Source organism: Providencia sp. PROV109 (assembly GCF_033681625.1).
In the GTDB taxonomy this organism is placed as follows: Bacteria; Pseudomonadota; Gammaproteobacteria; order Enterobacterales; family Enterobacteriaceae; genus Providencia; species Providencia hangzhouensis.
Genome location: NZ_CP096320.1, coordinates 142,063 through 168,143, shown reverse-complemented (window position 1 = coordinate 168,143; position 26,081 = coordinate 142,063). Strand labels below are relative to the sequence as shown.

24 protein-coding genes and 3 pseudogenes are annotated in these 26,081 nt (G+C 37.7%); 14 read left to right on the top strand and 13 right to left on the bottom strand.

Going from position 1 to position 26,081, the window contains the following annotated elements; genetic code table 11:
• Positions 1-6: 6 nt before the first annotated feature.
• The 3 genes from M1F25_RS00740 to M1F25_RS00730 form a co-directional block, all read right to left on the bottom strand.
• Positions 7-1,263 carry a nucleoside permease gene (locus M1F25_RS00740; RefSeq protein WP_004906869.1) on the bottom strand — a complete coding sequence of 419 codons (1,257 nt, stop codon included), beginning with the start codon at positions 1,261-1,263 and terminating at the stop codon, positions 7-9.
• On the bottom strand, positions 1,260-2,177 hold the full coding sequence (locus M1F25_RS00735) for a DMT family transporter (RefSeq protein WP_004906867.1): 918 nt from the start codon (positions 2,175-2,177) through the stop codon (positions 1,260-1,262). The genes M1F25_RS00740 and M1F25_RS00735 overlap by 4 nt, the downstream gene beginning before the upstream one ends.
• Before the next feature lie 67 nt (positions 2,178-2,244).
• On the bottom strand, positions 2,245-3,063 hold the full coding sequence (locus tag M1F25_RS00730; protein ID WP_004906865.1) for a purine-nucleoside phosphorylase: 819 nt from the start codon (positions 3,061-3,063) through the stop codon (positions 2,245-2,247).
• A 189-nt stretch (positions 3,064-3,252) separates the two neighbouring features.
• On the opposite strand from M1F25_RS00730, the gene M1F25_RS00725 reads away from it, so the two are divergent.
• A complete protein-coding gene (locus tag M1F25_RS00725) occupies positions 3,253-4,455 on the top strand; it encodes an ROK family protein (RefSeq protein WP_140172664.1) in 1,203 nt (400 codons plus the stop codon).
• 77 nt (positions 4,456-4,532) lie between these two features.
• A pseudogene (locus tag M1F25_RS00720) lies at positions 4,533-4,742 on the top strand (hydroxyethylthiazole kinase); the annotation flags it as partial.
• 1 nt (position 4,743) lies between these two features.
• On the opposite strand, the gene M1F25_RS00715 reads toward M1F25_RS00720, so the two are convergent.
• The 7 genes and pseudogenes from M1F25_RS00715 to M1F25_RS00685 all read right to left on the bottom strand — a co-directional run bounded on the left by M1F25_RS00715 (position 4,744) and on the right by M1F25_RS00685 (position 12,718).
• Positions 4,744-5,912 (bottom strand): IS3 family transposase gene (locus M1F25_RS00715; RefSeq protein ID WP_094963266.1). Its coding sequence is split into 2 segments (ribosomal slippage): positions 4,744-5,663 and positions 5,663-5,912, totalling 1,170 coding nucleotides; the frame shifts between segments, so codons are not numbered across the junction.
• Between the two features lie 73 nt (positions 5,913-5,985).
• Positions 5,986-6,558: pseudogene (locus M1F25_RS00710) on the bottom strand (EscN/YscN/HrcN family type III secretion system ATPase); the annotation flags it as partial.
• A gap of 6 nt (positions 6,559-6,564) precedes the next feature.
• Positions 6,565-6,969, bottom strand: coding sequence for a type III secretion system protein (locus M1F25_RS00705; RefSeq protein ID WP_094960865.1), 405 nt, complete (start codon positions 6,967-6,969; stop codon positions 6,565-6,567).
• A 97-nt stretch (positions 6,970-7,066) separates the two neighbouring features.
• Complete coding sequence (locus M1F25_RS00700) at positions 7,067-9,133, bottom strand: EscV/YscV/HrcV family type III secretion system export apparatus protein (protein ID WP_181488998.1); 2,067 nt, start codon at positions 9,131-9,133, stop codon at positions 7,067-7,069.
• A 21-nt stretch (positions 9,134-9,154) separates the two neighbouring features.
• A complete protein-coding gene (sctW, locus tag M1F25_RS00695; protein ID WP_181488996.1) occupies positions 9,155-10,255 on the bottom strand; it encodes a type III secretion system gatekeeper subunit SctW in 1,101 nt (366 codons plus the stop codon).
• Positions 10,246-11,949, bottom strand: a complete 1,704-nt coding sequence (gene sctC, locus M1F25_RS00690; protein WP_181488993.1) for a type III secretion system outer membrane ring subunit SctC — start codon at positions 11,947-11,949, stop codon at positions 10,246-10,248. The genes sctW and sctC overlap by 10 nt, the downstream gene beginning before the upstream one ends.
• Positions 11,939-12,718: a helix-turn-helix domain-containing protein gene (locus M1F25_RS00685; protein WP_094960869.1), complete on the bottom strand. Its 780-nt coding sequence runs from the start codon at positions 12,716-12,718 to the stop codon at positions 11,939-11,941. The genes sctC and M1F25_RS00685 overlap by 11 nt, the downstream gene beginning before the upstream one ends.
• Before the next feature lie 227 nt (positions 12,719-12,945).
• Here M1F25_RS00685 and M1F25_RS00680 point away from each other — a divergent pair, with 227 nt between their 5' ends.
• The 9 genes from M1F25_RS00680 to M1F25_RS00640 all read left to right on the top strand — a co-directional run bounded on the left by M1F25_RS00680 (position 12,946) and on the right by M1F25_RS00640 (position 18,465).
• Positions 12,946-14,154: a PrgH/EprH family type III secretion apparatus protein gene (locus tag M1F25_RS00680; RefSeq protein WP_094960870.1), complete on the top strand. Its 1,209-nt coding sequence runs from the start codon at positions 12,946-12,948 to the stop codon at positions 14,152-14,154.
• Between the two features lie 47 nt (positions 14,155-14,201).
• The gene (locus tag M1F25_RS00675) at positions 14,202-14,510 is read left to right on the top strand and encodes an EscF/YscF/HrpA family type III secretion system needle major subunit (RefSeq protein ID WP_094960871.1); all 309 of its coding nucleotides are present in this window, start codon (positions 14,202-14,204) and stop codon (positions 14,508-14,510) included.
• Between the two features lie 53 nt (positions 14,511-14,563).
• On the top strand, positions 14,564-14,860 hold the full coding sequence (gene sctI / locus M1F25_RS00670; protein ID WP_004263051.1) for a type III secretion system inner rod subunit SctI: 297 nt from the start codon (positions 14,564-14,566) through the stop codon (positions 14,858-14,860).
• A gap of 3 nt (positions 14,861-14,863) precedes the next feature.
• Positions 14,864-15,613 carry a type III secretion system inner membrane ring lipoprotein SctJ gene (gene sctJ, locus M1F25_RS00665; RefSeq protein ID WP_094960872.1) on the top strand — a complete coding sequence of 250 codons (750 nt, stop codon included), beginning with the start codon at positions 14,864-14,866 and terminating at the stop codon, positions 15,611-15,613.
• Positions 15,597-16,154, top strand: a complete 558-nt coding sequence (locus tag M1F25_RS00660) for a hypothetical protein (protein ID WP_094960873.1) — start codon at positions 15,597-15,599, stop codon at positions 16,152-16,154. Before sctJ ends, M1F25_RS00660 begins: the two co-directional genes overlap by 17 nt.
• Positions 16,126-16,776, top strand: a complete 651-nt coding sequence (locus M1F25_RS00655) for a hypothetical protein (RefSeq protein ID WP_094960874.1) — start codon at positions 16,126-16,128, stop codon at positions 16,774-16,776. Before M1F25_RS00660 ends, M1F25_RS00655 begins: the two co-directional genes overlap by 29 nt.
• Positions 16,766-17,245: a hypothetical protein gene (locus M1F25_RS00650; protein WP_094960875.1), complete on the top strand. Its 480-nt coding sequence runs from the start codon at positions 16,766-16,768 to the stop codon at positions 17,243-17,245. The genes M1F25_RS00655 and M1F25_RS00650 overlap by 11 nt, the downstream gene beginning before the upstream one ends.
• 318 nt (positions 17,246-17,563) lie before the next feature.
• Positions 17,564-17,992 carry a winged helix-turn-helix domain-containing protein gene (locus M1F25_RS00645; RefSeq protein WP_181489669.1) on the top strand — a complete coding sequence of 143 codons (429 nt, stop codon included), beginning with the start codon at positions 17,564-17,566 and terminating at the stop codon, positions 17,990-17,992.
• A gap of 26 nt (positions 17,993-18,018) precedes the next feature.
• Positions 18,019-18,465 (top strand): YbaY family lipoprotein, encoded by a 447-nt coding sequence (locus M1F25_RS00640; RefSeq protein ID WP_004263072.1) that lies wholly within the window; start codon positions 18,019-18,021, stop codon positions 18,463-18,465.
• 117 nt (positions 18,466-18,582) lie between these two features.
• Here M1F25_RS00640 and M1F25_RS00635 read toward each other — a convergent pair whose 3' ends face one another.
• On the bottom strand, positions 18,583-19,044 hold the full coding sequence (locus M1F25_RS00635; protein WP_004263073.1) for a MarR family winged helix-turn-helix transcriptional regulator: 462 nt from the start codon (positions 19,042-19,044) through the stop codon (positions 18,583-18,585).
• 108 nt (positions 19,045-19,152) lie between these two features.
• Between M1F25_RS00635 and M1F25_RS00630 the strand changes: the two genes are divergently transcribed.
• Positions 19,153-20,967: an FUSC family protein gene (locus M1F25_RS00630; RefSeq protein ID WP_181488991.1), complete on the top strand. Its 1,815-nt coding sequence runs from the start codon at positions 19,153-19,155 to the stop codon at positions 20,965-20,967.
• Between the two features lie 56 nt (positions 20,968-21,023).
• On the opposite strand, the gene norR is transcribed toward M1F25_RS00630, so the two are convergent.
• Positions 21,024-22,538: a nitric oxide reductase transcriptional regulator NorR gene (gene norR, locus M1F25_RS00625; protein WP_181488989.1), complete on the bottom strand. Its 1,515-nt coding sequence runs from the start codon at positions 22,536-22,538 to the stop codon at positions 21,024-21,026.
• Positions 22,539-22,718: 180 nt separating this feature from the next.
• On the opposite strand from norR, the pseudogene norV reads away from it, so the two are divergent.
• Positions 22,719-23,912: pseudogene (norV, locus tag M1F25_RS00620) on the top strand (anaerobic nitric oxide reductase flavorubredoxin); the annotation flags it as partial.
• A gap of 62 nt (positions 23,913-23,974) precedes the next feature.
• Entirely contained in the window at positions 23,975-24,637 is a 663-nt protein-coding gene (ytfE, locus tag M1F25_RS00615) for an iron-sulfur cluster repair protein YtfE (protein WP_110592732.1), read from the top strand.
• Between the two features lie 70 nt (positions 24,638-24,707).
• On the opposite strand, the gene M1F25_RS00610 is transcribed toward ytfE, so the two are convergent.
• Complete coding sequence (locus M1F25_RS00610) at positions 24,708-26,078, bottom strand: adenylosuccinate lyase family protein (protein ID WP_180312276.1); 1,371 nt, start codon at positions 26,076-26,078, stop codon at positions 24,708-24,710.
• Positions 26,079-26,081 lie beyond the last annotated feature (3 nt).

Here is a 26,081-nt window from a genome sequence, read left to right as displayed (position 1 = left end):
TTTATCTTAGCTCGATTTGGCTTCTTTCAGTGCTGCGTCTTTATCATGGTGATAATGGAACGTAAATTGGAATATTATTGCCAATACAACAGTATAAGAAGCAAAAACTAACCAAATCATTTGCCAATCTTTAATACCATCCACGGTGTAATAGTCGACAACCAATCCACTTAGTATCGCACCAAAATAGGCCCCAACACCGTTAACCATTGTCATAAATAAGCCTTGGGCACTCGCACGCATACGCGTATCTACTTCTCTTTCAATAAATATAGAGCCTGAAATATTAAAGAAATCAAATGCGCAGCCATAAACAATCATCGACATGATCAAGAACATCAAACCAATGGCTGATGGGTCGCCAAACGCAAAGAAACCAAAGCGTAGTGTCCAAGCGAACATACTTAATAACATGACTGTTTTAATGCCATAGCGTTTCAAGAAAAATGGAATTGCTAAGATAAAACACACTTCAGCCATCTGAGAGATCGATAATAATATCGATGGATACTGTACCACCAAACTATCTTGGAATAACGGGTTCAGCCCGAAGTCGTGCAAGAATGGGTTACCAAATGTATTCGTGATTTGTAAAACAGCGCCAAGTAACATAGCGAATAAGAAAAATACCGCCATAATAGGCTTTTTAAATAACACCAAAGCATCTAAACCTAGCTTACTGATCCAGCTACTTGAAATCGCTTTTTTATTGACTTCAATTTTTGGCAAAGTTAGTGAATAAAGCGCTAAAAGCAATGAACAACCACCTGCAATATAAAGCTGCATACTACTTAGCTCAAATTTCAATAAGCTAATGCTCCACATTGCAACAATAAAGCCTACCGTACCAAACACACGAATAGGTGGAAAGTTACTCACTGAATCGAGCTGATATTGGCTTAATGATGAATAACTGATGCTATTTGAGAGTGCAATTGTTGGCATAAAGGCCATTGCATTAATTAACATCACCCAGAACATGATAGTTGAACTTGTGACTGTTGCGGCATAAAACAATGCAGCAGCCCCAATCAAATGGCAAATCATATATAAACGATTTGCTGGAATGTATTTATCTGCAATGATTCCGATAAGCCCGGGCATTAAAATAGCAGCAATACCCTTTGAGCTATACACCATACCGACTTCTGCACCTGAAAAACTCAATGTTTTCATCATGTACGAGCCGAGTGTAACTAACCAACTTCCCCAAACAAAATATTGCAGGAAAAGCATGATTTTCAAGCGGGATTTAATATTCATACAAGGCTCCGTTTGGAGTTATATTTATTTGTTTTTATTTTCAACTCAGCAATGGTAACACCCATAAGGATGACAGCAACACCAACAAACTGAATGAATTCAAGAGGTAAATGCAATACCGTTACGGATAATAAAATCGTGACAGGTAACTGCATTGAGCTAACAATGGTCGCTAAACTGGTACCGATCAGTGGAGTACCTTTGGCAAACATCCACATACCGAAGAAAGAACCAAAGAAAGCCAGAGGTAATCCGTATGAGAAAAATAGAGATTGAAACGTTGAAGCGCTCAATAAGAATGTTGGCGGAACAACAATTGATGTCAAAATTGCGCCCCCTGTTACCATAATTGCAGAACGCATCATAGGATCTGTTTTAACCGCTAATGCTCCACTGACGTAAACACGAATAGCGTTCGATAATGCTGCACATAATCCTAATAGCACACCAAGCCAGTGAAACACGATCCCTGAACTGTTTAACAAACCTGTCGCTAATACTGTTCCAATTAATATCACCACAACTGACACCATGGTCATTACGGGAGGAATTTTGCGGTCAATAAATGCGTTAATTGCAACCCCCATCCATGTAAATTGCAAAAAGAGTACGACACCAAGTGCAGGGGATAAATATTGCAATGATGCATAATACAAAAGCCCGGTTAACCCGGTTGTCGTCCCAGTGAGTAACATTAATAGGCCTTGCCGACGTGTTGGCCATACTAGACGTGCTTTTTTAACTAATACGCCTGCGACAACAAAAAACCACAGTAAAATCGCACCTAATACCGTTTGGCTACCGATGACATCATTCAAGGAATACCCTGCGCGGTAGGCCAACACGACGAGTGTTGAAAGGATGCCATAACTACAAGCGCCTAAAGAAACTAAAATTAGACCTTTAAATTTCATTTCAATATTCACCTTATTTAGTGTCATGGACATCTTTATATTATTTTGAGAAAAAGAACCTAAAAAATTAGAAGCGTTCGATCACGCCTGTCACTAATTTCAAGAAGGTCGCTTTAACTTTTTCAGCTGTTTCAATAACTTCGTCATGACTAAGTGGCTGTTCTAAAATACCGCAAGCCATATTGGTTAAGCAGGAAATGCCCACTGTTTTAATTTGTGAATGATGAGCGACCAGAGCTTCTGGTACGGTAGACATACCAACAGCATCTGCGCCTAAGGTTCTGATCATACGAATTTCGGCAGGTGTTTCATAAGTTGGGCCTGTCCACCATGCATAAACACCTTCACGGACAGAAACACCTTGTTCAGCCGCTACATTCTTGATTGTTTGGCGTAATTCTTTGTTATACACCTCACTGACATCCAAGAAACGCACCCCTAATTCAGGGTTATTTGGCCCCATCAGTGGGTTATTTGCAGTTAAATTAATATGATCGGTAATAATCATCAGATCACCTGGGTTGAAGTCGGTATTTACCGCACCGCAGGCATTGGTGATAATCAATTTTTCAACACCCAACGCTTTCATCAAACGCACAGGGAAAGTGACTTGGTCAAGGGTAAAGCCTTCGTAATAGTGGAAACGGCCTTTCATGGCAACCACATTTTTACCTGCGATGGTGCCGATCACCAATTCATTGGCATGCCCTACCGCTTCAGATTTAGCAAAGTGTGGAATTTCGCTATAAGGAATATGCACTGCATTTTCTAATGTATCCGCGAACGGACCGAGTCCTGAACCCAGAATAATGCCCACTGTTGGTTTAATATCTGTGCGAGACTGAATAAAGCTTAAGCTTTCTAGAATATCTTTTGTATGATGCATGGTTGTCTCCAAATTGACATCGACTAAAAATTGTTAAAATCGATCATAAAGCAATTTAGAAACAGAACAGCGATCTTAATCTCATTTTAATAAAAAGTATTTCGATATGATGTATCACATGAAGCAGAATCTTATGCGTATATTTGCTAATCTTTATCGATAGAGTCGGAATGAAAAGGAGTGAGGCGCTTGTTACATACACTATTAAATGAATTTCGCACCTCAAAAAATTCAAAAACACAAAAACTCAAAACGCTTTACCGATTAATTTTAAACCATGGTCCCATTAGGGCAGAGACGTTGACATCACTGGCTAGCATGAAACCAGCAACTTGTGCTCGGTTACTCGACGAACTGGGGAGAAATCACTTAATTTCGACTTCTGAGCTCGGAGAGTCGACCGGTGGCCGCAAACCAATCCTCTATAATATTAATGCTGCAGATGGTTATCTTGTTGGTATTGAAATGAGTGATATATATTCAACGATTGTTTTACAAAACCTAAAATTGGATATTTTAGGTATGGTAAAAGTGAAATATGAGCACCTAGAAACCGCAGAAAATATGGTGGATCATCTGCTCAACAGATTAGATATTTTATTAGCTGAACATGGACTTAACGTAGAAAGCTTGTTGGGTATCGGCATCGCCATCGACCATATTTTAGAACGTGATAAACTGCCATATCATCAATACCACGCAAGAATAAAAGAACTTCACGACTACATTTCCAGTAAAGTTCCTTGTTTTGTGTTACTCGGAAGTGGGATTAGTTTTGCGGCTTTTGCTGAGTATCGCTTGCGCTATACCTCTGATAGCCAAAGATTTTTATTCACAACCTGTGATACTGATATTCGCAGTTGCACCATCATCAATAACCAATACGCTCCGGCCCCCATTAGTACAGCTCAAGCCTTTGGCCATACAACGATTGATATTAATGGCCAGCGCTGTGAATGTGGGTCATTTGGCTGTTTAAAGCAATATAGTTCACTGTCTGCAATTAAATCACGCGTGATCCAGCAACTTAGGTTGGGAAAAAGTTCAATAATCAATGAATTAGTTAATGATGAGTCTGAAATTAGCTACCATACTATTTTCCAAGCTCTCACAGTGGACGATTCCCTATGCCTTGAAGCGCTGGGTGAGGCGGCCTATTATTATGGTATCGCCATCGCTAATGCTATTTTAACGACGCAAGCCGATGTGGTGGTGTGCGGCGGCACCCTAACACCTAAAAATCATTTTTTTGAGATGACTAAAAAATCGATTGAAGAAAAACTCTCTATTTTTCCTCATATTAAGACACGTATTTACCCCGCCAATGATTCATACGAAATTGTTGCTCAAGGCGCTGGTGGAATGGTCATGGAGAAATACCTTGCTGATTAAGTGGTTCTTTCATTAAAACAGATAGAGTGTAGAATAAATCAACGAACCTATGCTCTATCACTATTAATGAGGGGATCATGTTAGAATTTGAACACATCAGTAACACGGCGAAATCACTGGTACTACAGCAACTTAATTCTCAATCTCCTCTTGTTCATTGCATGACAAACGATGTTGTTCAGACCTTCACTGCCAATGTCCTATTAGCACTCGGCTGTTCCCCAGCCATGGTGATTGAACCCGAAGAAGCTGAGCAGTTTGCCGCTATCGCATATGGCTTTGTAGTGGTCAACTAAAATTGGCCACGGTTTTAGAGTTTTTCCGGTATTGGTTTTCTGATTCGTTTGGTGGTAATCCACCGTTATATTCATGCGGCCTGACTTCGCTGTAATACCCGACGATATAATCCGTTATTGCATGGGCTGCTTCACTGAAGCTGATGTAGCCGGTCACCGGCACCCACTCATTTTTCAGACTTCTGAAGAAGCGCTCCATCGGGCTGTTATCCCAGCAGTTACCACGCCTACTCATACTTTGTTTTATCCGGTATCGCCACAGTAACTGTCGGAACTGCCTGCTTGTATAGTGGCTACCCTGATCACTGTGGAACATGAGCCCGGATGGCTTATTTCGTATTTCCCATGCCATTTTCAGCGCTTTGGTTGTCAGTTTGCTGTCCGGAGAAAATGACATTGCCCAGCCCACGGGTTTCCTTGCGAACAGGTCGAGTACAACGGCCAGGTATGCCCAGCGTTTACCGGTCCAGATATACGTTACGTCGCCGCACCATACCTGATTGGGCTCTGTCACTGCGAACTGTCGCTCAAGGTGGTTCGGGATAGCAATGTGTTCATGACCGCCACGTTTATACCGGTGAACAGGCTGCTGACAGCTCACCAGCCCCATCTCCTTCATTAGCCGTCCGGCAAGCCATCGTCCCATCCGGAAGCCCCTGTGTGTTGCCATTACAGCGATACTTCTTGCACCTGCTGAGCCATGACTGAGGCCGTGCAGCTCCTGAACCTGACTACGTAATACGGCTCTCCTGCCGTCCGGATTGTCAGGCCGGTTTTCCCGGTATCTATAGCTGCTGCGGTGAACTCCGAACACGCAGCAAAGAGTGGCCACAGGATAATGCGCTCTGAGTTTCCCGATCACCGAGACCTGTTCAGGGAGTCTGACATCAAGAGCGCGGTAGCCTTTTTTAATATTTCGTTTTCCATTTCAATACGTTGAATTTTTTTCTTCAGCTCACGTATCTCAATTTGTTCCGGCGTGATAGGGGATGCTTTCGGTGTTTTGCCTGCCCGTTCGTCCCGTAATTGCTTTACCCACCGCGTCAAGGTGGAAAGCCCGATATTCATGGCTTTCGCGGCATCTGCAACTGTATAGTTCTGATCCACAACCAGCTGGGCTGATTCACGTCTGAATTCTGCACTGAAATTTCGTTTTTTCATTAAGGCACCTGTGTTGTTCTGAGGTGAGCATATCACCTCTGTTCAGGTGGCCAAATTTATTAAACCACTACAGCCCTCGTTCACCGATTAAAGCAACGACATGAATATCCGCATGAGCGTGGTTGATGATCATGTTCATTAATGAAGTTTTACCACTACCTGCGGCGGCAAAAATACCAATACGCTGACCTAAGCCACATGTTAGTAGGCTATCAATTGCACGTACCCCTGTGACCATCGGCTCAGAAACCGGTCGCCTTTGTGTCACGCTCACTGGAGGGCTATCAATACGTAATAATTTTGTATTGAGCAACATTGGCTCAGTAAGGTCTTCACTCAACGCACCAACTTGTTCACCTGCCGCATTAAAAATTTTACCCGCCAAGTGTTCGCCAACTTCAAATACAAATGGGTAGCCGCTCGGGCGAATAACCACTTCTCGCGTTAAACCTTGTGTGCGACCTATTAAACTCAATACTGTGAGCCCTTCTTTAAAACCAACAACTTGCGCTTTCGCAATAATGTCGGGCTGCATAAGAGAACGCTCAATAAAACAAATTTCACCAATAAAAACACCGTGTAAAGGTGCTTCTATTAAGCATCCATGAATGCGCGCAGGATGCGCGCAGAAATCGAATAACTTCATAATGGGTTACGTTAGCTGAGCACTAAGCTCATTTGCACGCTCAAAGAACTCTTCAAAGCTATCTGCAAATAATTGCATATCATTTAAAGCTGATTCTTTTAAAACCGCAGAAAGAACATAGGCATCATCCACAAGATTCAATGCCGGTTGCCCCGGATAAAAATTATTTGGCGCATATTCTAATAATGATTTCAATAAAGGAGCACTAACTAACTCTAAATGACTGTAATTGCAATCTACTAATTGACTCCAAATGATAATATCATTCGTTGATAAATCGATATTAATCGCAGAGAACTCGTTCATTTCAAATTGAATATTAGAATGACAATCTAGCTGAGAGTTAACTAGGTCACTACGCCCCATAGAATTTAAATACTCATTTAACATTTCTATAAATCTATATTTCATTGGTATTCCTTATATTTTAAATATATTTTATATCATCCAACATTTTTAATTATATTGAATTAAGTCGCTTTATTTGTTAATAAAGCCAATTTTTTGATTATATGGTTTTAACCACATTAACCTTCACCATTTCAGAAACTTCATTAAAAGAAAGCACTTCTAGCTCTGGAAAGCGGCCTTCTAAGATTTTTTTGACAAAACGACGAATATCAACCGGTACTAAAACATTCACATCCCTAACTGACAAATAACTATTTTCTAAAGCAAGTTCTGCAGCCTGTATCAACTCATTGGTTTTTTCAGGTTCAAGATGTAAGTACACTCCACCGGAAGCCTGCCTAATCCCTTGACGTATCGTGTCTTCTAGCCCTGAGTTAATCATGAGGACATTCAAACGCCCATCCACAGAGAAACAGGATGAAATATAACGTGCCATTGAGCTTCTTACGTGCTCAACTAACATTAAACTATCTTTTTCTTTTGGCACCCACTGCACTAAGGTTTCAATAATTAGTTTCATATTACGAACTGAAATTTTTTCCATTAATAAACGTTGAAAAACTTCAGTAACTTTTTGTACTGTCGTATGTCGATAACACTCCTTTAATAATTCAGGGTATTTTCTTTCAAGGTCATCAAGTAAGTTTTTAGTTTCTTGAATACCAAAAAATTCATTTATAAATCTCAACAACAAGGTACTAGCACAATCAATCGCTTCTGTTACATCATCACGAACCATTAAACCGAGTTGTTCAATATTAGATAGGTCATTTTTTTCAAACCATGTGCTCACTGAACCGTATTCATCCGTAAACTTTGTCAATACCATACCCAGGTATTCAGGTTCATCATTAATAGTCAGTAAGCGATACCCATGAAAATAGATATCATATTCCCCTGCTTTAATTTCATTAATGAGTATCACCATTTTATTTTCAGGAATAATCGGTGAGTAGTTGACAGCAATATCTGGGATCCTATATCCGTATCGAATAAAAATATCTTTTTTCATTCTAGACAAAAATCTATTATCTTCTAAATGTTCTTTATATTTTTGGTTAACAGATATGATAATCGGTAATGTTTCTGGAATATATTCTTCTTCAATATCACTGATTTCTCTTTGTGTTTCACCTTCCGTTACATCTGAATTAATCGTTTCTGCTTCACCTTTAACTATTTTTTGCTTGTTTTTTTGTTTTTTAAAATATCGGAAAGCAAATAATCCAATAAGAAGCCCTGATAACAGTAAAAATATAATCGTTGGAAAACCAGGTAAAAAACCCATTGAAAGTACAACTAATGCTGTAATTAAAATCGTAAAGTCATTTGCAAATAACTCCGAAACAATGTTTTCACCTAAGTTTTTATCATTACCTCCTACTCGAGTGACAATAAAACCCGCACTGATAGAAATGAGTAGTGCAGGGATTTGGGCAACTAAACCATCACCAATCGTTAATAAAGAAAACGTATTTAGTGCAGTTGAAACATCCATTCCCTGTTGAGCTGTGCCAACAGATATTCCGCCAATTAAGTTAACAAAAATGATGACAATACCCGCTATCGCATCCCCTTTAATAAATTTCATCGCACCATCAAAAGACCCAAATAACTGGCTCTCTTTTTCAAGGTCGCCACGCTTCTCTTTAACTGTCGCCTCATCAATCACCCCCGCACGTAAATCAGCATCGATACTCATTTGTTTGCCCGGCATCGCATCAAGGGAAAAGCGTGCAGCCACTTCAGCAATACGTTCAGAACCTTTAGTGATGACAATAAACTGTACAATGGTGACTATCGCAAATACCACCATACCAACGACTAGGTTATCTTGAATAACAAATTCACCAAACGTTGCGATAATATCCCCTGCATCTGCTTCTAATAAAATTAGACGGCTGGTACTAATTGATAAAGCAAGTCGAAATAACGTACTAATTAGCAAGATAGATGGAAATGACTGAAAATTCAGTACCCGAGTAATATAAAAAGAGCTCATAAAAATAAGTACTGAGATCATAATATTTAAGCCAATCAATAAATCGACCAATATTGTGGGTAATGGAATAATCAACATCGCAATAACCATAACCATGATAACTAATACCATTAGCTCTGGGCGATTACGGATTTGTAATAAAAATCCGGTTATATTTTTCATGAAATTACTTTTCCTATCAAACTACGAATGTCGGTGTAAAAACAGCTCTTTCACCATAACTTGGTCCATGAGTTTCTTTAATTGATCAATAAGTTCCTCTCGTGCTTCCAATGAAGGAAATACAGCAACTGGAATGATAGAAAACGCCAGTAAAAGTAATTGTAAAAATTGACCTCGAATATCGGAGCTCATTATGTTCAATATGTTACTAATAAAAGTGATGACCACTTCTTCAAAGCCAACGTGATTACGTATCCCTCGGGTAAATAATTGGCTTAACTCTTTTTCAAGCTTGGATTGATTTGATTTTCCATTGTGACGAAAAAAACCGGATTGAAAGAATTGCTGACAAAATACATAGTCTAATGATTGCAATTCTCGGAGCCGGCCAACACGGCTAAAAAAACTACCGAACGCAGTGATATTTAGATCGCCTAATGGCAACGCCTGTAAATCACAAGCAAGTGCCCGACCAAGATAACGCATCATATTTTCACGCTCTTGGATTTCCATTTCCTCAACCCATTGTTCATATAAATAAACAACCGGCCCGCCATAACTGATAAATTCACGATATAATGTACGTAAATTCCCAGCACTAAAATGTAATTTTTTTGCAAATGCCTTTGCAATGAGTGCAACATTAATGCCTGCTTGAGCACTCCGCTCAGTGTCTTCTGCTTGCAGTAATTCCGCTAAAGCTTCAAGGTTATCAATTTGTTCTTTTTTTAATTTTTTTCGATTAAGTAATGCTGCAAGAAGCATTAATAAGTCACTAGGGTCAGTAAAAAATTGCAATAAAAATGCTCGTAACTGTTTCGGGGTCATTAACTGCTTATTAAGCAACCCTTCTATATGTAACACTTTGTCATCAGCATCTTTATCTAAAATGCGTTCAGAAAATTGCAACCAGTCTTCTTCGCTGCCCTTTTTAGAACTTCCTCGGCGCACATGACTTGCCGCTAGCATCGACATCGATGCATATTCACTAGAGCTATCAATGACACCTGCGCCACGAGCAACTTCATCGGAGTCGTCACTACTGCTACTCACTGGTGCACGACTTTTGTTTTGAGTATTAACCGAAAAGCGGGTATTAAAGCTCAGTGGTGTTATTGCCATGACTCACTCATGTATTGTTGAAGAAATTGAACCGTACTATGCAACTGACTGTCATGGTTGGTAATCCGCGTTTTTTCGGAAAATTGTCGCCCATCCCACCCTTCATTTTCATTCAATAAACGCGGTTGGATTAAAAATAAACGCACCATCTTTTGCTGGTTAGTAGATGAATGGCTAAATAACCCTCCCACATAAGGAAGATCGCCTAAAAAAGGAATTTTGCTCTCATTTTCAACATATTGCTCACGTGTATAACCACCGATAAGCAAACTACTGTCTTTTGCAATACGCGCAACAGTATTAATACTGGTTCGATTAACAGCTGGTAGCCCTTCTACGCTGGATGTTTTACCCATGCTATCGCGGTTTTCTGCACCATCTTCAATATTGACTTCCATTTCAACGTTATTACCTGCGGAAATACGCGGCATCACACTCACCATGGTGCCATATGTGACTTGCTCAAGAGTCGCAATACGTTCACCTTGTAATTTGGCGTAAAAACTAGTGTTGTTATCAAATAAAGCAGGAATGTTTTCTTGGGTTAATAGCACTGGCCGAGAAACTATGTGCCCATTACCCGTCTTATTCAATGCATCAATCTGTAATAGAAATTGCTGGCTGTTCGATAATGTACTGCGATTAAAAGATACTGAGCCCGTTCCCGTATTAAATGTGCCAACTTCCCAATTGACACCTAAATTATCTAATTCAGAACGAGTAATATCGATAATCCATAATGACAGCTCCACTTGGCGACGACGCATATCCAATGTATTCACAAGTTGACGAACATAACGAATTTGCTCTTGGCTGCCTTTAACAATCAAACTATTACTGTCAGGATGCGCCACTAGAGAAAAAGCACTGTTAGAAGGCTTTCTTGTTAACAACTGGGGCTTATTCGTAGAAGATGATGAGTCCCCAATTGGCGCATCCATTAATTCATCGATTGAATCTCCTGTTGAGTTAATCGCTACAGATGGAGGCTGAATAATTAACGTTTCATCGATTGTTGTGCCATTTTTAAATAAGTTATTAATGACATTCAGCAAACCTGGGATCGTAATATTTTGCCCACGTAATGAATAACTTCTATCTGTTACTGAGGCGTGTTTTAACGGAATAACCGCAACTTCACCGCTGGATAATTCCTCTTTCCTAATTTGTTCTGCAAGGTATAAAGAAGCTGCTTTAATTAATTCAATATACAGAGGCGGACCAGAAACAAATAATAATCTTTCCCCCTCTTGTGAACGTACAGGGAAACGTGAATCATAGATGCCATTTCGTTGAATATAATTAAGCAACTGGTTACTACTGACGTTATTCGTTGGAATAATTGCGCTGCGCATTTCACTATTATCATAAACATAGATACTTGCGCCATCGTCATACCACACTAGCGCAATTCGCCGAGCTAATGCTTTAAACATTTCATCTGCATTAGCCAAATTAAAATTGCCAGTTACTTTTTTTTGAGCTGCTAATTTACTAAGAATAATCGGTTTATTTAGACGCTCTGCGACCGCATCAAACACCTTACCCACTGCTATATTATTTGCGACGAATGTATCGTGGTTTTTTGACTGTGTAACAGGCTCCGCCACAATAATTTCTGCTTGCGCCGAATAAAAATTCACACTCAGTAAAAATAGTGTTAACCCAAACACTCGATTTTTTTTACTGCTCATATAATGTTGCTCCAATATGCCTAATTTCTGATGGTGTTAGGCCTAATTCTTTTTTAATATCATTAGTAAAATGAGATGCTGAGCAATATCCCGCTTCCAGCCCTACATCTAATATTGAATCATCGCTTTCAATTAGCTGTAGAATGGCATTAGCCATACGCACACTCATAATTTTACGTTTTGCCGTTTTATTAAAGTTTTCTCGATAAAGCTGCCTAAAATAAGAAGCTGATATACCATAACGTGCACATAGCTGATTAATATTGGCATTCTTATCATCTTGAGCGGAAGTAAGAATAAATCGCATCATACCGTAGGCTTCATATCGTCTTAATATTTCACACCAACTATCAAATACAGGGTGGTTTCTAATAATTAAATCAATCGCTATATTTTTAATCGAAACGGTTGGTGGAAACTTTTCCGGTAATACAATAAGTTCGTCTTGACTATTTTCATCAACCTTTGGTTTCTCTTTTTTAGCGAGAAATGCTTGCCCTGTCGCGGTATCAATAACCGCTAAAATTTCAACTAATTCTGATAAATCCATTGAATATAAATTCCAGTTTGATTTATCTATCAACTCCCATTCATTTTCTTGGCAAATAAATATAGCCTGAATTTCTATCGAAATATTTAAATTTGAATATAGAGATTTATAAGAAAAAGGCGTTGCATTCTTATTAGGTATAGCCAAGACCAATTTATCCTGCAAAGAAAAGCAACAGCCCCTACTTTCTAATAATATAGCAATATCTTTTTTTGACATGATATAAGCCTTATTAAAGTAATTTGGTGTATACAGAATGAGCGATAGATGAAAAATCCTCAAGGGAATACTCTGGAATCCTTCACACTTTCCATTCCAAATTAAAAGTAAAAATGAATAAGAACAATTCAACTGACAGAAAAAATATTTCTTGTTTTACTTGCTGCCAATAACGAGACCCAATAAATACATAACTAAAATGAAATGAATTCCATGAGATTATTTTTATGAGTAACACAAATAGCCAAACATGCATAATAAAAATTGCTAGTGGTCCTATGACCGGCCAAGAGTTAATGGTTAATACAGATAATAATCTTATTATCATTAGTAACGGCCTAGATTACAAAACTGACATCAATGATGATGGATTTACAACTTACCAGATCCCTAGTGATGGTATTACCTGTGAGTTTTCAATTGTTACGGCAAGTCAATCTACTGAAAGTGGTTTGGCAATTAGACTAAATGATAGTGGACTAAGTACCGAAATTCCTATCGTTCTTCAGCAATTGCTTTTGGCTGATATATTTCCTATTGCAATAAAAATGCAAGATACTGATTGGCAAAGCTTCCAAACGTTTGAGGATGCATTGAGCTCGGAAGTGGAAAATCCATTACCTGCCATTCAATCTAAAGTAAAAAAGTCAACCAAGGAAAAAGCAAGTGTTTTTAATAAACAAACTATGCTGGTCTTTTTCTTTACTTTATTTTCAATATTTATTGCTTACGTTATTTTTCAATATATTCCAGAACAAAGTACTGAGAAAAAAGTAAAAACACTAGAGCGCATACTTCAAGGCAACCACGACCCTATTACTGTAACTCAAAGTGCAAATGACGAAAGCCTCATTTTAGTTAAAACCCAAAGAGATGCCGACTGGAGTATGCAACGCCTAGTCAAAGCTAAATATAATGAAAAGTTTTCAATTAAAATAATAAATAAACTCGAAAATGAAATTGAAAATAAGATTATTGACGTATTTCCAGATACATTAAAGATAGAGCTTAGTAACCCATGTAATCCAAAAATAACAGCGATAGATGACAAAACATCCATTAATGTAAACAATAAAATAGACAAAATATTATCTGGTTATTTCAGTTGTTATATTAAGAGTGAAATAAAACAGGTTAACCTTGGTGAATTATTACAAAAAGCAGAGTTAGGATTAACAGAAAGTAATGTTCAATGGCGTAAAATCACTAAAGATAATAAAGTCATATTTATAATAAAAGACAGCTTAAATGACGACCAGACGGCTTCACTGATTAATTTTACAAATTTATTTTACAAAAAATGGGGAGAAAATCACATTCAATTTTCTATTTCCCTTGCAAATAACAAGCTCGAAGGAAAATCATTTGTCACCAATGCAAATGGTTATATTCTATTAGGTAATAACCATTGGTTTTTTAATTCAATCAGTTTTTAACTTAAAAAATTTAATTAATATGATTTTAAACATAAAGAGGAAATAAAATGTCAGATATAATTTCAGGTTTAGATACTAGTGGCCGTTGGGGCAGCTCTAAATTAGAAACCGAAGGAACAGGTAAAAATGATCTGGGTATGATCTATCGTACCTCGGCAAGTATTAGTGCTAAAGCTACAAAATTTGGCGATGAATTAAACACCTTACTTGCTAGCACCAATTTAGAAGTCGATAACCCACTAGTGTTGGCAAAAATCACCGCTATGAGTGGTAACTATAATATGGCACGCCAATTGCAGAGTAATTTTATGAAATCCATTAAAGATACTGACCAAGCCATTATTCGTAACGTTTAATTTTAAAGAGCATTATTAATTATAATGCTCTATTTTATTTAGGATAATTATTTATGTTAGCTATTACACCACATTTACTACTCACTGCCCCAACAGAGACCACATCAGTTCTCTCACCATCTCTTCCGATTGAAGACAAGGTCAAAAAGCTATTTGCTGAATACACAGCAACTGTCAGTCAAGAACGGAAAGCCTTAACTGAGAATGTCAATAATATTGACCCAAGTAACCCAACCCAACTACTGCAATTTCAAAATCGTGTCGGCAATTATAGCCTGACAATGAATATGATTAGCACATTGACACATAAAAGCGTCTCTGCAATTGATGCCGTCTTAAAAGCACAGTAAACCATGAATATTTTAAAGAAGTTTATCTTGATTGGATTTATTAGCTTCTTAGCGGGCTGTGATAACCAATTATTACTCAGCCAGTTAAGCCAAAGGCAAAGTAATGAAGTGTTGGCCATACTGCAAGAGCATGGTGTTGAGGCTACGCGTAAACAAGATAATAAAAACGGGGATTCTATTCGTGTTCAACCTAGTGATTTTGTTATCGCGGTAGATTTATTGCGCCAATATAACTTACCATCAAAAGAGCCAATAGAAATTATTCAAGCATTCCCTGGAGATTCTTTGGTCGCATCACCACAAGCAGAACGTACCCGTTTACTTTCTTTAATCGAACAACGGCTTGAACAATCACTGCTCACCATCCCCGACATTATTAATGCTCGAGTGCATGTCAGCTACCCATTAAATGGCAATAATCCGACCAAGCAAATACAAAATGTGTCTAGCTTAGTTACTTATTCCGGAAGTGAAGATCCTCAGATGATGATGCATAAAATTAAACTGTTTCTAACGAACAGTTTTGCTGAAGCAAATTACGATAATGTCTCAGTCGTCGTCGTCAACCGGCCACCATTACAATACCAAATTAAATCTGAACCAGAAAATACATTCAATCCAATTATAATCAGCTCAATTATCGCAGCAATTATCATTCTATTTACTATTTTACTATTACTGTGGCGCCAGCTAAGTAACAAAAAATCAGCAACTCATCTGATGGAGAAACCTGTTGATGGCAACGCTGACTAACCTACTAATTGAACAAGGGAATATTTTACTCGCGCCAGGTTGCTATTTCCATAGTGAATTTAATGGGGTCGGATATAACGACTTTCCACCTTTACTGCAACGTAAACACAATCAGCAATTGATTCATCAATACTCATTGCCTTTACCCAATGAGAAAACTCCCTTATTGCCAAAAGTATTATCTGAACATTGGGCTTTACTACCGGAGGTAGCGTTAGGCTTAGGGGTTTTGTTACACGCCAAACCGCTCCCTTGGTGGGTTGAACTTTCCAAATACCGTGTATTACATACACGCCTAAGTCGCCCACTTTGGCAGTCAGAAAATCAACCCACTACTTCACCACAGGTATTAACTGCCCTTGGAGCACAACAATTATTGATGTGTTTAACCCCTTTTGGCACCGCTTACACTCTTCGAGCTAAATATATGTTTAGTCTTGAAACTCAGCAACTTATACCGTCATCCGTAAAAACGATGCTACCTTGGAATACTATTGAAGAAACATGTCGATATGTCAGAGAAAACACCCCCAAATGTTAAACAGACGATGTCTGAAAAAGTTTTGATCAAATACCAAGCATTGAGTGCCGATAGATACCACACAATTATCACTCAACAAGCTCAAAAAAAGGCGAGTGAGCTATACAAACAAACAAAACAACAGCAAGAAGCTATCTACCAAACCGCTTATCAACAAGGCTATAACGATGGAATTAAACAATTATTAACTGATTTTATTCATGCGGTAGAAACCAGTGAAATTCAATACCAAGAAAATATCAGTCAAAGCAAAGAACAGCTGATGAAAATATTGAATGATATTTTTGGTGATAACCATCTACAAGAGACGGTTGCAACCTATTTTGAGAGGCAATGTGCAAAAACAACCAATACAACATTACACTTACCTGAAAAAATGCAAACTCGTATTACGATAGGTGGTTCTGATATGAAGTTTTCAACCACGGCTGATAATACAATTGCCTTAGAAGTCGATAATAGAATCACCTACTTTTCCCCTGTCATTGCCTCTAAAAATATTTTTCCTCATGTATTTTCTGTTCCGACACAATGCCAAATTTTAAAAATGCATAAAAATGCCTATCAAAACTTGATAACAACAATAAATTCAATACCGGAAGAACACAAATATGCAGACTAATCTACAAACTAAGGTTATTAATCCTCAATATAACGGTTCTCAAATTCATACAGAAAATATTCAAAGTAAAATGACCTCAATATGGCAGGAGAAAAATATGGAGACCACAAATAAGTATCAATACAGCGAAAAAATAGATTTATCCCCTATAGAAAAAAATAAAGTTAACAACTTTATTGATGAGCTTAAATCAAAGGGAGATGACAAAATATTCTTCTCTCATGTATTTAAAACTATGATTGCATTGGGTAAAGATGAAAAACAAAACTTTATCGCCGGTGTTAGCCAAGCATTACAATCATCAAATGACCCAGAGCTAGTATCACTAAATAAAAAATTTAATCGCTCACTCAACCATTATATGTCTATCAGTTTGATGAGCGCCCCTCTTAGCAACCAACTTCGTCATAATATGACTAATATTAATTTAGAGGGTAGCGACGATGAGGATGATGAACTAGTAATCTAGCATTAATTGCCTCTATTACCCTCATCTTGAATTTATTATCTATCGACTAATATTTATAGGTTTAGTGTATTTTTTTAATACCCTAAGCCTATTTATTTAGCAAAAGCTAAAAAACATAAAAAATTTAAATAAAAATTGATATATACAACCTCTGAATATCGTTTAAATTCACTTTATCAAAACACATTGAATCAATATCAAAAAGCGATTTTATTTTTTAAATATATTATCTAGTCTCGTTTTTTGTATTGACATATATTTCATCGATAATCAGGATAGGTATCAATTATGACCGGTTTATCAACAGTACAAAATTTTATGAATAATATTGACTATAATGAAAAGGAATCAATGATCCTCTTATCTGGAAATGTCGTGTATGACCCACTGAAACGCACACTTTCCCATGAAAAAAATGTCGTTAACCTTTCCGAAAATGAATCATGCCTGCTTAAATTATTATTAATAAAAACAAATAGTAAAAGAGAAGTTATGTATGAAATTTGGGAAAAAAGAGGCACTATCGTAACTGAAAGTAGTTATTACAAGCTAGTCAGGCAATTACGACAATCCTTTAAAAAAGTCGATCTCGATGAAAATTTAATTATGACCTTACCTCGAATTGGTATTTTATATACAGGAGAGAAATCAGAAATGCCAACACTCTCAAAATATGACACAAAAAAAAGCCTTTACACCTATATACGATATTTTCTTCAGAGAATGTTTATTCGTTCATCACTATAACCAGATTTCATCAAAGAGAAAATTTAATGCTAAATATTAACCCAAATTTTTCAAAGAAATACTTTTTTTTATTATTTATACTTTTTATAACCTTCATGCTATCTGCTTGTAATAGTACTTTAATGAGTTATTTTACTCATACTCCCGCTTATAATATTAATGGTAATATTTATTCGCACTCTTATGATATTCCCGAAAATTCCACAATTACACTCTCATTGACCTCAATACAACAAAATGAAAACAACGCAAAGTCTAATCTGGATTACAGTTTAAAAACAAAAAGTGCAGGACGTAGTATCGCATTTACAGTCGCTCTTCCTGAAGAATTTCAATCCAAACGGTATACCTTAGGAATGAGTGCAAGAATTGAAAAAGATGGCGAATTAATCATGATGAGTAATAAACTAAGCCCAATACCTGAGAATATGTCTGAAGTAGTATTACTTCCTATGACCGCTATTTCGCAATAACAACGTTCATTTCGCCAAAATAAATTTAAAGAATTCTCCTCCTCTTAATGAAGAATTACATAACCCGCTCTCAAACCAGTCCTAAATACATAACATTGCTAGGTTGGTTATTGAGCCTCACTCATTTGGTTTTTCTAATAAACTCGGAAAATCTGCCGCCGAGCTTTCAATAGCTCGTTTCGCTAAGCTTTCTAGTGCACTAAATAGCTGATCAGCCTCTTGTTCTGGCAAATCCGCCGCTAAATAATCATTCCATTTATCTAGTTTAAAATTTAACTCATTCACAATCGTTTTGCCGAGCGCTGTCAACGAAACATGATAAACCCGTTTATCGACTAAGCTATTCGTTTTAGCAACCCACCCCTTAGCTAAAAATTTGCTCACACCTCGAGTCGTCACTGATTTATCCACAACCATCGCTTTCGTAATCTGCTCTAGGGTTGATGCATCATATTGATGAATATGTAAAATCATCAAACACTCAATTGCATTGATACCATAAGGCTCTCCCATCCATTTCATATAATGGTGAGCTGCTCGACTAATCACTCCAAATACTCGAGCCTGTTCTGTACGCATAATCCCTCTTTAGTTGATTTTATCAACCAATTAGTTAATAATCACGCTGATTTTAGTTGATATTATCAACTAAATACTTTTTTAACACCCCAAATTTACTCATATTCTATGTCAAAAATAATAACTTTACTGAATTCATTGGGATTCAACCCAGCACGCTTTCGTTTTGCCGCCATTACCGCTTGTGCATCAATTGCTGCGCTCTTTATTGCTCAATATTTAGAGTTAGTTCACCCCCAATGGGCAGCCATGACCGTCTGGGCTTCAGCGCAACCTTGGCGCGAAAATTTACTGGAAAAAAGTTGGTGGCGTTTTGCTGGAACAGTTTGTGGTGTGCTTGCCGGTGTCGTTTTAATTCAGCTTCACCTTATTCACCCGTTACTTTTCATTATTGGGCTAGCGAGTTGGTTAGGCATTTGCAGTGGTATCGGCCAATTACAAAAGGGCTTTGTCGCTTATGGCACATTTTTAGCAGGTTACTCCGCCGTGATGGTGAGTATGTTGAGCGTTCATATTACTGATAACTTATTTATAGTCGCTTGGGATCGGCTATGGACCATTTTGGTTGGCGTGCTTTCAGCGGTAGTATTCAATTTCCTTTTTACCCCTAAGCGTGAACAAGATAATATCATTACCCTTAAAAATCAAATTGATACACTATTCTTCCAAATACTACATGACTCACTTGAGAAAAAGCACCCAATTAAGCAACACGATATCGACTATCTTTGGCAAACCATGGCTAGCTATGACGAAATTTTAGAGACTCATCGTATTGGCTGGCGTTATCACCGCAAACAAGTTGCTAAAGCGCGTCAAAAACTCATGTTTCAAAGCCAAATATTATTACACTTAGATAAATATCAATCTATTGCACCTTTTTATTTTCCTGCACTAGAGCCAACTGAGACTCAATGGAAACATATTTTATCATTATGCCCCGCTGGAGTACTGAAAACACTATTGATCCCACTTTACTATGCTATTTTTGGTAAATCAGCGAAACACTTTGAAAAAGTGGATAAACTGAAGCTTCATCAAGATAAAATTTCAGCGTGGCACGCCTTTGCTCGTTCTTTTATGACTATCGCTGCAGTTGGTTTGTTATGGTTGTGGACACAGTGGCAAGTACTGGCTTATCTTACTCTCGGTCTTTCAGTGATGTTGGCTCTATTCGCATCCCTCGATTACCCCGCTAGGTTTATGAAAAATATTTTTACTGGGCAATTGTTTGGCGCTATTACAGCGTTAATCTGCACATGGTACTTATGGCCTTTTGCCTCTTCATCATGGCAGATGACCTTTTTCATTATTCCAGTGATTATTAGTGGCGTTATCATTTTTTCCCATAACCGCCTAATTTTAATTGCTTTTGATTACATTATGGTTTCTTTAATTTTGCTCCAACCGAGCTATCCTTTTTCTCTTTCACTCCCTCAAAGTATCGGTAATGCCATTGCGATAGTTTCAGGCCCATTAGTTGCAATGGCTGCTTTCGCATGGATTTATCCAACCAACCCGACCAAGCGTTACCAGCAATTAATCTATCTCTCTGAGCAGCAATTTAAACAAGGAGTAACGGCTCTAATTCAGGGCAATAAGCCTTCCACATCCCAATTCATGCACCGTTTATTTAGTGGATTATTGCTAGCAAAAAAAGCAAATCTTCCTCACCCGCCTATATTTGATTTTTTTATAACTCGACAAAGTATTTGGTTGTATCTACTTATTTTACATAAGCAATTTGCGCAGCACTCATCAAAGAAAAGAGCCCTTATTGTGCTTGAAAAACGCATTCAACAAAATCGCTTTGACTTAAGGAGAATTTCCACACTATTTCAGCATTTACAGCGTAACGAACATGATAATAATGAACTTGAACAGCTTAAGAAATATGTAAAACACTATATGGAAAAAGAATAGTGCTAATAATAAAATAAGTACTTATCAGTACCCCGGCTAAAGCAGGCATTAATACTTTATTTCAGACCTAGTCGTTTAGCTAATCGATGTAAATTAGCGATATCGACAGACAATTCTCTAGCACATGCAGACCAATTATAATGGCTTTGTTCTAATACTTGTGAAATGACTTTACGCTGAAAATCATCCGTTACCTCACGTAAATTTTTAGTTAGTGGTAAGACTTTCTGTGATGTTTCTGTAAACTCATACTTATTATTATCAAAGGTAAAATATTGAGGCTGTAAGATAATTTCATCAGTATCACTTGAAGCTCGAGCAAGAACAACGGCACGATGAATTGCATGTTCCAATTCACGTACATTACCTGGCCATGAATAATTGAGTAAATACCGTTGTAATGAAGGACTCAGTACCACACTGGATAAGCCAAAACGCTGGCGATATTGTTCACAGAAGAACCCCGCCAATAAAATAATATCTTCGCCACGTTCCTTTAATGGGGGAACAAATAGCGGAAATACACTTAAACGATGAAATAAATCGGCCCTAAACCGACCTTCTAACACTTCTTCGCGTAGATCACGGTTAGTTGCCGCCAATATACGAACATTAACGCGTAAACTACGGTCATCACCAACACGTTGAATATCGCCATATTGCAATACTCGCAGTAATTTAGCCTGTAACGCTAATGAAAGCTCCCCTATTTCATCTAAAAATAAGGTACCATTATCCGCCATTTCGAATTTACCGCTACGGTGGCTAATTGCCCCAGTAAAGGCACCTTTAACATGACCGAATAATTCACTTTCCGCCACACTCTCAGGCAGCGCAGCACAGTTTAAATAAATAAGAGGGTGATCTGCTCGAAGGGATTTTTCATGGATAGATTTAACGACTAGCTCTTTTCCTGTTCCCGTTTCTCCGCCGACCAGAACATTTAATTCAGACGCGGCAACAATATCAATTTCCTTTTTTAATTGTTGCATACGAAGAGATAAACCAATAATCTCGGTTTCTCCAGAAGGTTTAAATAGTATGGGTTTATTCGGTAATATATTTTGCTTTTCAAGTTGTTCAATAAGTAATGCATTATTTAGTGCTCCCGCAGCTAACGCGGCAATTAACCTCAGTGACTCATTGCTAAATGCATCGAATTGATCAGGTTCCATACCATCTAATGTTAATGCACCAATAAGATTTTGCCCCGCATACAAGGGTAAGCCGACACAAGCATGAACTTTTAGGTGTTGATGATGAGGAATTAACCCATCGTATGGGTCAGGGAGCTGGCTATTAGCAGGAAAACGCACTACATCACCGGCTCTTGCAATTGCTTCTAGCCGAGGGTGCCCTGACAAAAAGAATCGACGACCTAAAACATCAGCCATTAACCCATCGATTGCTAAAGGAATAAATTGGCCTGATTCATAACGTAATAACGCACATGCATCACACCTTAATGATTGCCTTAACGTGGTAATCAAACGCTGAAATCGATCTGAATGCTCCATACCACTTTGTAATTCGATTGCAATCTTTGCTAGTGCCTCGACAGAAAAACCCATGATTCATTCCCCATTGTCAATTTGACAACAATTATAGTCATAATGACAACATTTGACATAGTCATTTTGACTATAAACTAAAACAAATTTTTTTAATTTAGTTAAAAATCAAAATGTTAAATATTGGCATGAATATTGATTATGTCTTCTTATACTCTAAAGCTACAGGACAAAATTAATATGGCGATTCATGTAAAAAATAACATCCATTGGGTAGGTCAGCGTGATTGGGAAGTACGTGATTTTCATGGAACCGAATACAAAACATTAAAGGGAAGTAGTTATAATAGCTATTTAATCCGCGAAGAAAAAAATGTTCTTATTGATACTGTCGATCATAAATTTAGCCGTGAGTTTGTTCAAAATTTGCGCTCGCAAATTGATTTAAATGATATTGACTACATCGTCATTAACCATGCAGAAGAAGATCACGCAGGTGCATTAACCGAATTAATGAGCTTTATTCCTAATACCCCGATCTATTGCACAGCCAATGCCATTGATTCAATAAATGGTCATCACCATCATCCTGAATGGAATTTCAAAATCGTTAAAACAGGTGACACGCTCGATATAGGTAACAATAAACAATTGATTTTCATTGAGACTCCAATGCTACATTGGCCTGACAGCATGATGACTTATTTTACTGAAGATGCCGTACTTTTTAGTAATGATGCTTTCGGGCAGCACTATTGTGATGAGCGATTATTTAATGACGAAGTCGACCAAAATGAATTATTCGAACAGTGCCAGCGTTACTACGCCAATATTCTTACCCCATTTAGCCGCTTAGTGACGCCAAAAATAAATGAAATTTTAGGCTTTAATCTACCTGTCGATATGATAGCGACATCTCACGGAGTAGTATGGCGTGATAATCCAAATCAAATCATTGAATTGTATTTGAAATGGGCAGCAGATTATCAAGAAGATCGTATCACTATTTTCTACGATACCATGTCAAATAATACTCGTTTAATGGCGGATGCAATCGCTCAAGGCATCAATGAAGCCGACCCTAATGTCGCGGTTAAAATATTTAACGTTGCACGCAGTGATAAAAACGACATTATTACTCATGTTTTTCGCTCCAAAGCGGCACTGGTCGGTACCTCAACCATGAATAATGTCATGATGCCTAAAATAGCAGGTATGCTTGAAGAAATTACAGGCTTACGTTTTTTAAATAAAAAAGCCGCTGCTTTCGGTAGTTTTGGTTGGAATGGCGGCGCCGTTGACCGTGTTCAAACACGTTTGATGGATGCCGGTTTTGATACCGCATTATCTTTAAAAGCAAAATGGAAACCAGACACAAAAACATTAGATGACTGCCGTGAATATGGGCGTAATATTGCTCGCCAATGGGCATTACCTGCATAAATTAAATAACAAAGTAGCATCAGAATTTTATGATTTTTTAAAGGATACCTCATATGCAATTTAGAGATAAAACACTCGGACAGCTCGCATTATCCATTCCTAGAGCTTCTTCTTTATTTCGCCAATATAATATGGATTACTGTTGTGGTGGCAAACAGACGCTGAGTCGCAGCGCAGAAAAATTAAAGTTAGATATTGAGCTATTAGAAAGCCAATTAGCTAAATTAGCCACAGAAACGTTAGAACAGGATTGGCGCAAAGCCCCACTCAGTGAGATTATCGATTTTATCATTGTTCGCTATCATGATAGGCACAGAGAACAATTACCTGAACTAATACTACAGGCACAAAAAGTTGAACGCGTTCATATAAATAAGCCAAGCGTGCCAAAAGGTTTATCAAAATACTTAGAAGCATTACTGGAAGAACTAGCTAGCCATATGATGAAAGAAGAACGCGTTTTATTCCCTATGATAAAAAACGGAATGGGCAGAAACGCAGCAGGTCCAATTAGTGTCATGGAACAAGAACATGATGATGCTGGTGATATCTTAGAAGCAATTAAAGGTATTACCAATAATGTCACACCGCCACCAGAAGCCTGTACTACCTGGCGTGTGTTGTATAATGGTATCAATGAACTGATTGATGATTTAATGAATCACATTAACCTAGAAAATAACTTATTATTCCCAAGAGCACTCGCTGGCGAATAAATAAGTAAGGGGCTATCGATATAATAGACGGCCCCTTGTTTTAAACATTTTTAGTAGATACTAAAAATACCTATTTGTACTGTTGCTTAATTTCTTGCGAAACGACTAATCCACGTTTTGCTTCTTTTTCTGCAATTTCAACGGATAACCCAATATAAGATCTCGGGTCAAGCATTGCTTTAATTTCTTCATTACTGAATGCTGCTGATATCACACTATTTTTGGTCAAATTAGTATAAAAATCTTCCCCATCCGCCGCAGTTTTAATTGCTTCTTCATACAGAAGGGAGTGAGCTTTATCTTTACCTAATTTTTCCGCCATCTTCATCATGACATACTCAGTATTATCCAGACCTTTGTTTCTCAAGACATTATGAAGCATTCTCTCTTCATGTGGCACAATCGTCCTAGAAAGCTCTTCAGTTCTTAGTAAAATTTCCGTGGTCAATTCCAAAGCTTCTTCGATTAACCCATCAAATAACATATAAGAACTACTATCACCTTCATAAGGCCTTACCGCAGAATACATACCAACACTCGGTAAAGAATATAATTTCTGTGAGTTAGCAATAATTCCCTTAGCAAGTTTTGGGTTTATTTTATGCGGCATAGTACTACTGCCCACTGTTCCTTTAGTAAAGCCTTCAGAAACCTCTGCAATTTCTTCTAACGTTGTGCTATAAACTTCTTCACCGATTTTATGGCAAATATTGGCCATTAACGCTAAATTTGCCATATATTCAAGCTTATGCGTACTCAAGTTTCTGGATGGCACTTCCATGGCTTCCATCCCTACCAACTCAGCAACACGTTTTTGTACCGCCATACCAACACTAGGCATTGAGTTAAATGCACCAACTGCACCACCCATCATAATAGTGAAAACCCGTTTTTCACACTCTTTCATACGTTGATAGCAATCAATAAAATCGCTGATCCACACCGAAACTTTATAGCCGTAGGTGATGGGGATGGCATGACGCCCATGAGTTCTTCCCGGCATCACCATATGTTTGGTTCTTTCGGCCAAATCGGCTAAGTTTTCGATGATTTCACCGAGTAACAACATAAATTTATGATGTACAGTTTTCATCATATAGAGCTGTGAACTTTGCTGAATATTTTGCGTGGTAATTCCATAATGGATATATTTACCGCTTTCCTCAGAGCAAGCATTCACTAAAACTTTCAAGAAAGGTACAAAGCCATGGCCTATTTTTTGGTAAATACGGCTCATTTCTTCAAAATCGATATTTTCGATAACGGCCTTTTCTTTAATTTCATCTGCCGCGGATTGTGGAATAAATCCCAGTTCCGCTTGAGCTTGGGCCAGCATGGATTCAAACATTAACCAAGTAGAATATTTTGCTTCATCAGACAATAAGTCTTTAATTCCACGGTCATCAATAGTTTTACTTTTAGAATCGTATAATGCTCTCATTTC